Source organism: Methylobacterium sp. BI1 (genome assembly GCF_056680125.1).
Genome location: NZ_CM155267.1, coordinates 229,995 through 242,624, shown reverse-complemented (window position 1 = coordinate 242,624; position 12,630 = coordinate 229,995). Strand labels below are relative to the sequence as shown.

Here is a 12,630-nt window from a genome sequence, read left to right as displayed (position 1 = left end):
GGATGGGGCGATCGCCTCAGACGGTTCCGAGCCGGCTCACCACCGCCTGTCCGTCCCGCGCCTCGGCCAGGATGGCGCCGGTGGCGAGGCCGAGGAACAGGCCGTGCTCGACGACGCCCGGCACGGCCCATAGGGCCCCCGACAGGGCCTCGGGATCCGGGATGCGTCCGAGATGGGCGTCGAGGATGTGGTGGCCGCCATCGGTGACGAAGGGCGCGCCGTCCCGGGACCGCAGGACGAGCTCGCCGGTGCAGCCGCCCGCCCGCAGGGCGGCGGCCACGGCCCGCCGGGTGGCGCCGAGGCCGAAGGCGTTGACCTCAATCGGCAGGGGAAATGCCCCGAGGGTCTCGACGCGCTTGGCGGCATCCGCGATCACCACCATCCGGTGGCTGGCGAAGGCGACGATCTTTTCGCGCAGCAGCGCGCCGCCGCCGCCCTTCACCAGGCGCATCGCCCCGTCGATCTCGTCGGCGCCGTCGATGGTCAGGTCGAGTTCGGGCAACGCCTCCAGGGTGGCGAGGCGGATGCCGGCGGCCTCGGCCGCGACCCGGGTCGCCTCGGAGGTGGGCACGCCGACGACGTCGAGGCCGGCCCGGACGCGGGCGCCCAGGAGTTCGACGAAGACGTTGGCGGTGGAGCCGGTGCCGATTCCGAGCCGCATCCCCGGGGTGACCAGCCCGACGGCGACCTCGGCCGCCGCGCGGCGCAGATCCGGCCCGCTCACGCGAAGGCTCCGGCGGCCGGGAAGGGGAGGGCGTGCGGCATGGGACGGCTCGGGCCTGGGACGAATCGGGCGGGGACGGATCGGACGCCGCGCTCCGCCGCTGGGCGGGCGCGACCGGGTGCCCCTAGCACGCCGGGCCGGCCGGTCCAACGCGGCGCGTCGCCGGGCGCGGTCAGGGGCGGGCGCTCTGAGGCGGCGTGGCGCTCGGGCCCACCCGGCCCGGGGCGGCGCCGGTGGCCGGGACCTCGTCGGCTCCCGGGCTCGCCGGATTCGCCTGCGCGGTGCAGACCACCGCCTCCTTCTGCAGCTGCACGTAGCAGATGCTCATCTCGCCCGTGCGGTAATTGACCCGGAACACCCCCGCCTCGCGGGTGTGGCGGGAGGCGACGAGGCCGTATTCCGACGGGGCCTGGGCGCTGGCGCCCTCGCCGGCGCCGTAGCAGACGGTGACGCCGACGCTGCCCACCGCGCCTTCGCGCAGGCCGTACTGGCAGGAGGTCACCTCGCCCGTGACCTTGTCGACGCGATAGACCCGGTTGAGGTCGATCTGGGGCGCCGGCACGAACTCGAAGGACGCCGCCCAGGCCGGCCCGGCGAGGGCCGGGAGCAGGCCGGCCAGGGCGACGAGGGCCCGGGCGGAGCGGGCAGACATCGGACACAGGGTCGTCGGACGCAGGATCGAACGCATCGGGGGCCTTCGTGGGTGCTGAGGTGCGCGGGGCGGTGGGGTTCGGACGGGAACCGATGCAGCGCTAGCGCCGGCTTGCGGCGCAACCGTGGCCCGACGGCGCGGCGCGCGCGGGCATGCGGCACGCCGCGACCGCCGGGGCGCCGGTCGAAAAGGCGCCGCGATCCCGCACCTGTGCGGGCCCCGCGCGGTGATGCCGCTGGCGTCATTCTGCCAACATGCTAACGGGGTTGGCCATGTTCGACGCCGTCGCCGCCCTCCACGACATCCTCGAGAACCTGGACCGCGACGCCCGCGAGGCGACGCGCCTGCGGGCGGTCCTGGTGCCGGAGCTGCGCCGGGTGATCGAGCTCGGGCGCGCCGATGCCGAGGCGCGGCTCCTGGAGGAGCGCGACGGCATCGCCTGCGCCCAGCGCCTGAGCCGGCTGACCGACGCGGTGATCCGCACCATCCACGACGCCGTGGTGTGGCGGCTCTATCCGAACGACAATCCCTCCACCGGCGAGCAGCTCGCCGTGGTGGCCACCGGCGGCTACGGCCGGGGCACCATGGCCCCGGGCTCGGACATCGATCTCCTGTTCCTGCTGCCCTACAAGCAGACCGCCTGGTCCGAGAGCGTCGTCGAGGCGATGCTCTACGTGCTCTGGGACCTCAAGCTGAAGGTCGGCCACGCCACCCGCTCGGTGGAGGAGTGCCTGCGCGAGGGCCGGGCCGACATGACCATCCGGACCTCGCTCCTCGAGGCCCGCTACCTGTTCGGCACCCGCGCCCTGTTCGAGGAGCTCGTCACCCGGTTCGACACCGAGCTGGTGATGTGGACCGCGCCGGAATTCGTCGAGGCGAAGCTGCGCGAGCGCGACGCGCGGGTCTCGAAGGCGGGCGCCTCGCGCTACCTCGTCGAGCCCAACGTCAAGGACGGCAAGGGAGGCCTGCGCGACCTCAACACCCTGTTCTGGATCGCCAAGTACACCTACAGGGTCCGCGACCAGAGCGAGCTCGTGGCGGCCGGCCTGTTCACGCCCGAGGAGTACCGGGTGTTCGAGCGCTGCGACGAGCTCCTGTGGCGGGTGCGCTGCCACATGCACTTCGTCACCGGCCGGGCCGAGGAGCGCCTGTCCTTCGGCCTGCAGCCGCGGATCGCCGAGCGCTTCGGCTACGAGCCGCGCGGCGGGCTCTCCGGCGTCGAGCGCTTCATGAAAGCGTATTTCCTGATCGCCAAGGAGGTCGGGGACCTCACCGCCATCGTCTGCGCGGCGCTAGAGGCGCGCCACGCCAAGCGCACCCCGGTGCTCGACCGCTGGATCGGCCGGTTCCGCGACCGCTTCCGCGCCACCGCCATCGAGGCGGAGGACTTCGTCGACGACCACGGCCGCATCAACCTGCGCGACACGGACGCCTTCAGCCGCGATCCCGTGAACCTGATCCGGCTGTTCTGGCTCGCCGACCGGCACAACCTGCCGATCCACCCCGACGCCACCCGGGCGGCCAACCGCTCCCTGCGCCTGATCGGCCCGTCCCTGCGGGCGGACGAGGAGGCTAACCGGCTCTTCCTCGACATCCTGACCTCGAAAAACTCGCCCGAGACCATCCTGCGGCTGATGAACGAGGCCGGCGTGCTCGGCCGCTTCATCCCGGATTTCGGCCGCATCGTCGCGATGATGCAGTTCAACATGTACCACCACTTCACGGTGGACGAGCACCTGCTGCGCGCCATCGGGGTGCTCTCGGCCATCGAGTCCGGGCGCACCGAGGAGGAGCATCCCCTCGCCACCCGCCTGATCAACACCATCAGCAACCGGCGCGCCCTCTACGTCACGGTGCTGCTGCACGACATCGCCAAGGGCCGGCCCGAGGACCATTCCATCGCGGGCGCCGCCATCGCGGAGAAGCTCGGGCCGCGCTTCGGCCTGACGCCGGCCGAGACCGAACTGATGGCCTGGCTGGTGGAGCACCACCTGCTGATGTCGATGACCGCCCAGAGCCGCGACCTCTCGGACCCGAAGACCATCGAGAAGTTCGCCGGCGTGGTGCAGACCCTGGAGCGCCTGAAGCTCCTCACCATCCTGACGGTGGCCGACATCAAGGCCGTGGGGCCCGGCGTCTGGACCGCCTGGAAGGGCACCCTGATCCGCACCCTCTACGACGAGACCGAGGTCGTGCTGTCCGGCGGCCATTCCGAGATCGCGCGCACCGACCGGGTGCGCCTGATCCAGATGGCCCTGCGCGAGCAGCTCAGCGACTGGCAGGCCGACGTGTTCGACGCCTACGCGGCGCGCCACAACCAGGCCTACTGGCTGAAGGTCGACACCACCCGGCAGTACAAGCATGCGGGCTTCGTCAAGGCGCTGACGGCCGAGGGGCGCACGGTGGCCACCGCCGCGGAGACCGACCCGGTCCGCGGCGTCACGGAGCTGACGATCTACTCGCCGGATCATCCGCGCCTGCTTGCCATCGTCACCGGGGCCTGCGCGGCCTCGGGGGGCAACATCGTCGACGCGCAGATCTTCACCACCACGGACGGCTTCGCCCTCGATTCGATCTTCATCTCGCGCGCCTTCGAGCGGGACGAGGACGAGCTGCGCCGGGCCGGCCGCATCACCGTCGCGATCGAGAAGGCCCTGCGCGGCGAGATCCGCATCGCCGACCTCGTGGCCGACAAGCACCCGCCGAGCGAGCGGGCGCGGACCTTCCTGGTGCCGCCCGACATGGCGATCGACAATGCCCTGTCGAGCCGCGAGACCGTGATCGAAATCACCGGCCTCGACCGCCCGGGCCTCCTCTACGAGCTGACCACGGCCCTCAGCCGGCTCAGCCTCAACATCACCTCGGCCCATGTGGCGACCTTCGGCGAGCGGGCGGTGGACGTCTTCTACGTCACCGACCTCACCGGCACCCGGGTGACCCAGCCCGACCGCCAGGTGGCGATTCGGACCGCCGTGATGGAGGTCTTCGCCAGCGACGTGGCCGCCCTCCGGGCCGAGGGACTCGATGCGCTGATCGATTCCCCGCCCCCGCGCGAGGCGTGAGCGGGGCCCCCGCGGCGGCGCGCGCTTGATTTCAGAGCGTGACCGCCTGATATCAGCGCCAACCCCGACACCGATCGTTTTCGACGAAACCACATGATGGCGAACGACATGCACGATGAGCGGCGCGACCCGGCCCAGGCGGTCGACGAGACCCCGGGGGCCGCGCAGGCCGAGTCCGCCGGCTCCGGCGAGGCGATGCAGGCCGATGCGCTGGCCACCCTCGTGGCCGAGCGCGACGAGCTGAAGGACCGGGTCCTGCGCACCCTGGCCGAGATGGAGAACCTGCGCCGGCGCACCGAGCGCGAGGTGGCCGATGCCCGCGCCTACGCGGTGACCAACTTCGCCCGCGACCTCCTGAATTCCGCCGACAACATCCGGCGGGCCCTCGAGAGCATTCCTGAAGCGGACCGGACCGGTGCCGACGGCGCCTTCAAGGCCCTGATCGACGGGATCGAGCTCACCGAGCGCGATCTCGCCAAGACCCTGGAGCGGCACGGCGTCAAGGTGATCGAGCCGAAGGGCCAGCGCTTCGACCCCAACCGCCACCAGGCGATGTTCGAGGTGCCCGACCCCGAGGTGCCCACCGGCACGGTCGTGCAGGTGATGCAGGCCGGCTACATCATCGGCGACCGCGTCCTGCGCCCGGCCCTGGTGGGCGTGGCCAAGGGCGGCCCGAAGCCGACCGCCAACCCGGCCGACGCGGCCTGAAGGGGCGTCTCCTGAAGGGGCGTCTTCGGGTCGCGCGCCGTCGGTCCGGGCACCGCTGCGCGGCCCCGGGATGACTCGGTGCTGCGTCTGGGTTTCCGGCCTGATCGCAGCCGATACCACACCGTCATTCCGAGCCGCCGCAGGCATTCCGGGCCGCCGCAGGCGAACCCGGAATCCGGCGCCGCCGACGGTAGGACGACGGTAGGACATCCTGCACCACCTGCCGGTGGGGCAACCGGCCGAACGGTCTGCACACGCCCCTTCGGATCGGCGATTACGCCCGCCCGCCGTGGGAGGGGGCGTGCTGCTACCGCAACTGCACGCTGTCCACGACCTCGCGGAACTTCGCGAGGACGCCCTCGCGGTTCTCGGCCTTTACGACGCCGACGGCGCGCAGGTAGCCGTCCGGGGCGAAGCGGATCGTCTGCGAGATGACCACCGGCGTGCCGGACGCCGAATCCACCGCCCGCGCCACGATCTCGTGCCAGTCGACGCCGTTCTGGCGGTAGCTCTGGGCCCGCTCGATCACGAAGTCCTTCATGGTCTGGTTGGAATAGAGCGCGGCGCGCGCGAAGGCGTCGCGCTGGTCCGTGGCCGGCGGCGGCTGCACCGCCTGGGCCAGAACCAGGATCGGCTGCTCCAGGCCGAGCATCTCGTCCTTGGTGCCCTGCGTCAGCAGCACCGAATTACCGGCCAGCACCCGCACCGGGCGGAAGCCGGCATCGTTGCCGATGCGGAAGGGCAGGGCGGCGACCTGCTGCTCCAGGGTCAGCGCCGGCCGGATGTGGATGCCGGTCAGCAGCCGCTTCATGGTCTCCTCGGTCTCGGCATCGGGCGTCGCCTGCGCGATGATGATGCCGGTGACGGTCGGATCGCCGACGAGGAGCATCCACTTCTTGATCGCCGGGGTCCCGGCCGATTCCACCGCCGGCTGCTCGCCGGTGAACAGCACCGCGTCGACGTCGCCCGCGACCTTGATGGCCTGCCGGCTGGAGACGATGAAGCCCTGGGCCTTCAGGTTCGCGTCGGTGAAGTTCGTCTCGAGGTCGGCGAAGGCGTTGGCCGGCAGCTCGACCACCGAGACCGTGGCGCCCCCTTCCAGCCGCTCGAGGCCGGAGAAGCGCTTGGAATTGACCATGTCGGAGGGCGGGTCGAAGCCGAAGCGCGAACTCGGCGGGAAGACGGGATCGGCCGCCAGGGCGGACCCTGCCAGCCCCAGGGCCAGGACCAGGAGGGAAACGGGACGAACGAGGTTACGCAGACGCATCGTATCGAATCTCCGCAAGGCCCCGGTCTCGGACGGGGCAGGTCCACTGGGCAGGTCCACTGGGCAAGTCCACCGGGCAGGTCCACCAGGCAGGTCCGCCGCCCGTCCCGGGGCGGGAGCGGTCCGGCGGTGAGGCTGACGCGATGGGTCGGCTCAACACCCCGCCGCTGTCAAGCGCCCGGGGGTCGCGTCACGCGTCGCAGGGTCAGGTTGCAGCGTCCGCCCGGGGGCAGGAAATCCGGCGGCAGGCCGGGGGCGGCGCCCTGGAGCAGGTCCGGCGCTTCCGCGACGAGGCGGTCGACGCCGTGATGGATCAGCCGGGCGGGGCCGCCGATCACGAGCGCGTCACCGGCCCGCAGGCGCACCGAGCGGGTCGGGTCCGTGCGCCGGAGGCCGCCGTAGCGGAAGAGGGCGGTGGCGCCGAGGGAGAGCGACAGGACGGGCGCGTCGAGGGCGTCCTCGTCCCGGTCCTGGTGCAGGCCCATGCGGGTGCCGGCCGCGTACAGGTTGACGAGGCAGGCCTCGGGCGGAGCGCCGTATCCCGACAGGGCGTCCCAGGCGGCCCGGGCCGTGGGTGGAATCTCCGGCCACGGGGTCTCCGTCACGGGATGGCGCGCCTGGTAGCGGTAGCCCGCCCGGTCGGAGACCCAGCCGAGGGGGCCGCAATTCGACATCCGCACCGAGAAGGGCCGGTCGGTGCGCGGCATCCGCGGCGTGTAGGGCGGGGCGGCCCGCAGCGCCGTCGCGAGTTCGGCGGCGAGGCGCGCCTGCGCCGCCCCGTCGAGGTAGCCCGGCAGGTGGAGCAGGCCGGGAACGAGGACGATCCCGGCCGGATCGCGGGACGCCATCGGCGCCGCGCTCAGACCTTGTGGTCGATGTCGTGCTCCAGCACCGTCTTGCTCTCCACCGTGGTGTCGGCCTTGAGCTGGTAGACGAGCGGGATGCCGGTCGCGATCTCGAGGCTCGCGATGGTCTTCGTGGTCATGCCGTCGAGCACCATCACCAGGGCGCGCAGCGAGTTGCCGTGGGCCGCCACCAGCACGCGCTCGCCCGCCATCACGCGGGGCAGGATGAACTGGATGTAGTAGGGCAGGACGCGCGCGGCGGTGTCCTTCAGGCTCTCGCCGCCGGGCGGCGGCACGTCGTAGGACCGGCGCCACTGGTGCACCTGGGCGTCGCCCCAGCGCTCGCGGGCATCGTCCTTGTTGAGGCCGGAGAGATCGCCGTAGTCGCGCTCGTTCAGCGCCTCGTTGCGGATCGTCTCGACCCCCTCCAGGCCCATCTCCTCAAGGATCAGCGCGCAGGTGCGCTGGGCGCGCTTCAGGTTGGAGGTGAAGGCCACGTCGAAGCCGTAGCCCTGCTCCTTGAGCCAGCGCCCGGCATTGCGGGCTTCCTCGACGCCGAGATCCGTCAGCTCGGGATCACGCCAGCCCGTGAACAGCTTCTTGAGGTTCCATTCGCTCTGGCCATGGCGAGCGAGGACGAGAAGGCGATCCATCGGGGGATGATCCTCTTGGTCTTTGAGAGGGCACGGCCTCGGCGGAGGCGCGGGCGCAGGATGATGTTGCAGCGCAGCGAACGCGCATCGGGCGGCTCATGCGTGCGTGAATCTGAACGGCAGATGACGAAACCTACCTGCCAAACGTGGGCTCCGTATTAAAGTCCGGGGACGACGGGACGCCCGAGGCCCGCCTAGAGGCCGAGGACATCGTCCATCCCGTACAGGCCGGGCGGCTTGGCGAAGGCCCAGAGCGCGGCCCGGACCGCGCCGCGGGCGAAGATCGCCCGGTCCTCGGCGTGGTGGCCGACGGTGATGCGCTCGCCCGGGCCGGCGAAGACCACGCTGTGGTCGCCCACCACCGTGCCGCCGCGCAGGGTGGCGAAGCCGATGTCGCCGGGCCGGCGCGCGCCGGTATGTCCGTCACGGGTGGAGACCCGGGTGTCGGCGAGCGCGACCCCGCGCCCCTCCGCCGCGGCCTCGCCGAGAAGGAGGGCGGTGCCGGAGGGGGCGTCGACCTTCATGCGGTGGTGCATCTCGACGATCTCGATGTCGAACTCCTCCCCGAGGGCCGCCGCCATCCGGCGCACGAGGCCGGCGACGAGGTTGACCCCGAGGGACATGTTGCCCGAGCGCACGATGCGGGCATGGTGCGCGGCCGCCGCGAGCTTGGCGAGGTCGGCCTCCTGCAGGCCCGTGGTGCCGACCACGTGGACGATGCGGGCCTGGGCGGCGAGCTCGGCGAAGAAGGTGGTGGCGGCGGGCGCCGTGAAGTCGAGGACGCCCTCGGCGGCGGCGAAGATCGGCAGCGGATCGTCCGTCACCGCGACCCCGAGGGGCGCGAGGCCCGCGAGTGTGCCGGCATCCTGCCCGAGCGCGGGGGAGCCGGCGCGCTCGATGGCGCCCGACAGGGTGCAGCCCTCGGTCTCCGCCACCGCGCGGATCAGCATCCGCCCCATGCGCCCGTCGGCGCCGACCACCACGAGCCGCATCGTCCTCAGCCTCCAGAGCGTGTTGCCACCTGTCGCGTCCGCGTTGCGGTACAGCCTCCGGCCGGACCGGACAAGGATCAGCGCCCCGCCTGCGCCAGCAGGGGGCCGAGCACGTCCGTGACGCCGTTCACGGTGATCTGGGTGCCGACGCAGAGGAGCAGGAAGGCGAAGAGGCGCCCGAGCACCCGCGCGCCGACGGGGCCGATCCAGGTCACCACCCGGTCGGCCGAGCCGTAGGTGAAACGCACCAGCACGGCGATCGCGAGGGCTGCCAGGGACATGCCCACGTAGAAGCCGATCCGGTCGGGACCCGGTGCCGGGCGGTTGGAGCCGAGCGCGATCGCCACCGCGATGGTGCCGGGTCCGGTGGTGAAGGGCAGCGTCAGGGGAAAGAAGGCGATCTCGGCCAAGTTCCCGGCCGGGTTTCCCGCCGCGTTCCCGGCCGGTTCCCGGGTCGCCTCCGCCTGCTTGCGCGCCTCCCGCGCCTCGGGCGCCGTCAGCAGGGTCCAGGCCGAGGCCGCCACCACGAGGCCCCCGGCGATGCGCAGGGCCGCCAGGGAGACCCCGAAGAAGTTGAGGATCGGCGCGCCGGCCCAGAGCGTCGAGAGCATGATCAGGGCGGCGTAGAACCCGATGCGCTTGGCGAGCTCCAGGCGCTCGGCATGGGAGTTCAGGGCCGTCACCTGCGCGAAGATCAGCGACGAGCCGACCGGGTTCACGATGGAGAACAGCGAGGAGAAGGCGAGCACGAAGCTCTGCAGCGCCGCCTCGGGCGCGATCAGGCTCAGCATCCGCTCAGCCCGGCGAGGGGGCGGGCACCAGCACGCGGGCCGGTGCAAGTCGGGCGACCTTGCGCACCCGGCGCACGGCGACGGGGCGGTAGAGCTGCTTGGTGGCGTCGATCACGTGCAGCCCGGCGAAGGGCAGCGACAGGCTCGTGCCCATCCGCTCCCAGGCGCCGGCGGTGCGCAGCAGCAGCCGGTTCTCCACCGGGGGCATGTAGAGGGTCTCGGCCCAGCCCTCGGGAGAGAACTGGGTGGTGCGCATCAGCCGGGCGAGCTGCGAGCGGCTGTAGGGCTGGCCGTGGCCGAAGGGCGTCGCGTCGCGCCGGGCCCAGACGCCCCTTCGGTTCGGCACCACCAGGATCATGCGCCCGCCCGGGGTCAGAACCCGCCAGACGTCCTGCAGGAGCTCGGTCGGGCTCTCGACCGATTCCAGCGCGTGGACGAGGATCACCCGGTCCACGGCCGCCTCCGGCAGGGGCATCACGGTCGGGTCGACCAGGGCCGAGCAGGAGCGACCGCTACCGGGCCAGTTCACCACCCCCTGCGTCGCCGGCATGAAGGCCAGGGTCCGTTCGGCGATGACGTGGACAGGGCCGAGATAGGGCGTGGCGTAGCCGAGCCCGAGGACGCGCAGGCCGGAGACCGAGCCGAGGAAGCCGTGGATCGCGCGCGCCACGATGCGGTGCGTCACGCCCCCGAGGGGGCTCGCATAGAAGGCGCGCAGATCGGTGACGTCGAGGCGCATGGCTCGGGTCGCATGGCTCGGGTTTCGGTACGATCGCGCGGCTCGGATCGGGGGCGGTTCGAGGGCGCGCGACGGGAAAGGCTCACTCCCATCAATGGGGGCCGATGCCCGGCCCGACAAGCCCGGATCGGCGCCGGGCCCGGCAAGGACCGGGGAAAGGGCCCCTGGACCTGTCTCCGCGCGCGCCCATCTTCCTGTCCCGCACCGATGGTTCGCCGCACGCCGCTTCGGCGCGGCCCATCCGCCGTCCGGAAGGAAGCCCCATGACCGCCCCGAAGCCCGAGATCCGCACCTTCCTGTGCCGCAGCGACAACATCGGGGTCCTGATCCGCGATCCCGCCACCGGCGCCTGCGCCGCCATCGACGTGCCCGAGGCCGGCCCCGTGCTGGCGGCCCTCGACGAGACCGGCTGGACCCTCACGGACATCCTCGTCACGCACCGGCACGCCGACCACGTGGAGGGCATCCCGGAGGTGAAGCGTCGCACGGGTGCGCGGGTGACGGCGCCCCTGAAGGCCGGTGACGCCGTCCCGGAGGTCGACGCCACGGTCTCGGAGGGCGACGTGGTCCGGATCGGCGACCTCGCCGCGCGGGTCTGGGAGACGCCGGGGCACTGCGCCGACCACGTCACCTACTGGTTCGAGGCGGCGGGCGTGGCCTTTGCCGGCGACACCCTGTTCACCCTCGGCTGCGGCCGGGTGATGGAGGCGGAGCCCGCCACCCTGTGGCGCTCCCTGGAACGCTTCCTGCCGCTGCCCGACGAGACGCAAATCTATAGCGGCCACGACTACGTCCTCTCCAATGCCCGCTTCGCGCTGGCGGCCGAGCCGGGCAACGCCGCCCTCGCCGCCCGGGCCGCCGAGGCCGAGCGCGCCCAGGCGGAGGGCCGCTTCCTGATTCCCACCACCCTGGGGGCGGAGCGCGCGACCAATCCGTTCCTGCGCGCCGGCGAGCCGAGCCTCGCCCAAAGCGTGGATCTCGCCCCCGGCACCCAGCCGTCGGTTGTCTTTGCCGCATTGAGGGCCTGGAAGAACCGGTTCTGAGTCGTTAAAGGGGCGTTACAGCGGGGCTGGTGCTGTCATTGATATTGGCCTCGTTGGACTTTCCGGGGGGAGGTCCGCTTCGCGCGAAGCGGATCCGCCCGGGAGGGTCCATCCTGTCCATCCACGAGCCCCGGTGTCCGATTTGATGCAGCCGCCCGGCCCGCCCTTCGCCTTCGGGCACGAGATCGACCTCGGCGAAAGCCGGGGAAGCGACGCTTCGGACGACCAGAAAGCCCCGGAGAGCGCCGTCCGCATCACGGTGCCGCGCGTCGCGCGTCCGGCGCCGCGGGCCGCGGCCCCCCTGGCCGTCGATGCGCGGCTGCTCGCCGTGGCGACGGAGCACCTGCGGCGCCTCGGTCCCAAGCGGGTGACCGTGGTGGCCGTCGCCGCCGAAGCGGGCATGACCCACGCCAACGTCTACCGCTACTTCCCCTCCAAGGATGCGCTTCTGGATGCCGTGGCGGGGCGGTGGCTGCGCGACGTCGAGGCGGAGCTCGCCCGCATCGCCGATGCCCCGGACCCGGCCGACGACAAGATCGAGCGCCTGCTCACCGCCCTGGCCAGCGTCCAGCGCGAGACCCTGGTCCACGAGCCGAACCTCTTCGCCGTCCATCTCGACGCCACCGTGGGCGCCCGGCCCATCGCCCGGCGCCACCGGGTCCGTCTACGCAGCCTGGTCGAGCGGGTCGTCGAGGAAGGGATCGGGGCCGGTGCCTTCATCGCCCGCGACCGCGAGCGGGCCATCGCCCATATCTTCGACGCCAGCTACCGCTTCACCCACCCGCTGGCGATTCAGCACGATGCCGACCTGCCGCGCGACCTCGTGGAAGCCCGCCTCGGCGCCGTGATTCTGGCGATCCAGAAGGTGTTGCGGACGGGAACGCTCTGAGCCTCGGTGACAGATTTTCCCCTCTGTCACTTGGCCTTCGCCCGAGCGGTAATTCCGCACCCCTTCCGCTAACCCACCATCATTGCTCGCTTTTCCAATGCCGGCCGTGAACCCGCCGCGTCCCGGTTCTGGCCCGGGCCCTGCTTTGCCCTTCGTGTCTCGGTTGAAGCTCTGGGCCTTTTCCGCCACACACCGCCGCAGCAACGCGCCGGTGGTTTTCGAGAAAGCCTCCCGGCGCCGCGACCGCCACGCAAGGACCGGAGGT

12 protein-coding genes are annotated in these 12,630 nt (G+C 72.0%); 4 read left to right on the top strand and 8 right to left on the bottom strand.

Annotated elements, in window-relative coordinates; all coding sequences use genetic code 11:
* Positions 1–16 precede the first annotated feature (16 nt).
* Positions 17–724 (bottom strand): ribose-5-phosphate isomerase RpiA, encoded by a 708-nt coding sequence (gene rpiA / locus AC1MGR_RS01175; protein WP_108035638.1) that lies wholly within the window; start codon positions 722–724, stop codon positions 17–19.
* 172 nt (positions 725–896) lie between these two features.
* Positions 897–1,376 carry a hypothetical protein gene (locus AC1MGR_RS01170; protein ID WP_480233390.1) on the bottom strand — a complete coding sequence of 160 codons (480 nt, stop codon included), beginning with the start codon at positions 1,374–1,376 and terminating at the stop codon, positions 897–899.
* A gap of 272 nt (positions 1,377–1,648) precedes the next feature.
* Here AC1MGR_RS01170 and AC1MGR_RS01165 point away from each other — a divergent pair, with 272 nt between their 5' ends.
* Both AC1MGR_RS01165 and grpE read left to right on the top strand, forming a co-directional pair.
* Positions 1,649–4,438, top strand: coding sequence for a [protein-PII] uridylyltransferase (locus AC1MGR_RS01165; protein WP_108035957.1), 2,790 nt, complete (start codon positions 1,649–1,651; stop codon positions 4,436–4,438).
* A 93-nt stretch (positions 4,439–4,531) separates the two neighbouring features.
* A complete protein-coding gene (gene grpE, locus AC1MGR_RS01160; protein WP_108035637.1) occupies positions 4,532–5,146 on the top strand; it encodes a nucleotide exchange factor GrpE in 615 nt (204 codons plus the stop codon).
* A 307-nt stretch (positions 5,147–5,453) separates the two neighbouring features.
* Here the strand turns inward: grpE and AC1MGR_RS01155 are convergent, their stop codons facing one another.
* The 6 genes from AC1MGR_RS01155 to AC1MGR_RS01130 form a co-directional block, all read right to left on the bottom strand.
* Positions 5,454–6,413 carry a hypothetical protein gene (locus AC1MGR_RS01155; protein WP_108035636.1) on the bottom strand — a complete coding sequence of 320 codons (960 nt, stop codon included), beginning with the start codon at positions 6,411–6,413 and terminating at the stop codon, positions 5,454–5,456.
* A gap of 170 nt (positions 6,414–6,583) precedes the next feature.
* A complete protein-coding gene (locus AC1MGR_RS01150) occupies positions 6,584–7,261 on the bottom strand; it encodes an alpha-ketoglutarate-dependent dioxygenase AlkB (RefSeq protein WP_480233389.1) in 678 nt (225 codons plus the stop codon).
* Positions 7,262–7,272: 11 nt separating this feature from the next.
* Positions 7,273–7,911 carry a 2,3-bisphosphoglycerate-dependent phosphoglycerate mutase gene (locus AC1MGR_RS01145; RefSeq protein ID WP_055946230.1) on the bottom strand — a complete coding sequence of 213 codons (639 nt, stop codon included), beginning with the start codon at positions 7,909–7,911 and terminating at the stop codon, positions 7,273–7,275.
* Between the two features lie 194 nt (positions 7,912–8,105).
* Positions 8,106–8,903, bottom strand: coding sequence for a 4-hydroxy-tetrahydrodipicolinate reductase (gene dapB / locus AC1MGR_RS01140; RefSeq protein ID WP_108035634.1), 798 nt, complete (start codon positions 8,901–8,903; stop codon positions 8,106–8,108).
* Positions 8,904–8,980: 77 nt separating this feature from the next.
* Complete coding sequence (locus tag AC1MGR_RS01135; RefSeq protein ID WP_108035633.1) at positions 8,981–9,694, bottom strand: MarC family protein; 714 nt, start codon at positions 9,692–9,694, stop codon at positions 8,981–8,983.
* A 4-nt stretch (positions 9,695–9,698) separates the two neighbouring features.
* Positions 9,699–10,433, bottom strand: coding sequence for a methyltransferase domain-containing protein (locus tag AC1MGR_RS01130; protein ID WP_108035632.1), 735 nt, complete (start codon positions 10,431–10,433; stop codon positions 9,699–9,701).
* A 263-nt stretch (positions 10,434–10,696) separates the two neighbouring features.
* On the opposite strand from AC1MGR_RS01130, the gene gloB reads away from it, so the two are divergent.
* Complete coding sequence (gene gloB / locus AC1MGR_RS01125) at positions 10,697–11,476, top strand: hydroxyacylglutathione hydrolase (RefSeq protein ID WP_480233388.1); 780 nt, start codon at positions 10,697–10,699, stop codon at positions 11,474–11,476.
* A gap of 142 nt (positions 11,477–11,618) precedes the next feature.
* On the top strand, positions 11,619–12,365 hold the full coding sequence (locus tag AC1MGR_RS01120; protein ID WP_480234896.1) for a TetR family transcriptional regulator: 747 nt from the start codon (positions 11,619–11,621) through the stop codon (positions 12,363–12,365).
* The last annotated feature ends 265 nt before the right edge of the window (positions 12,366–12,630 follow it).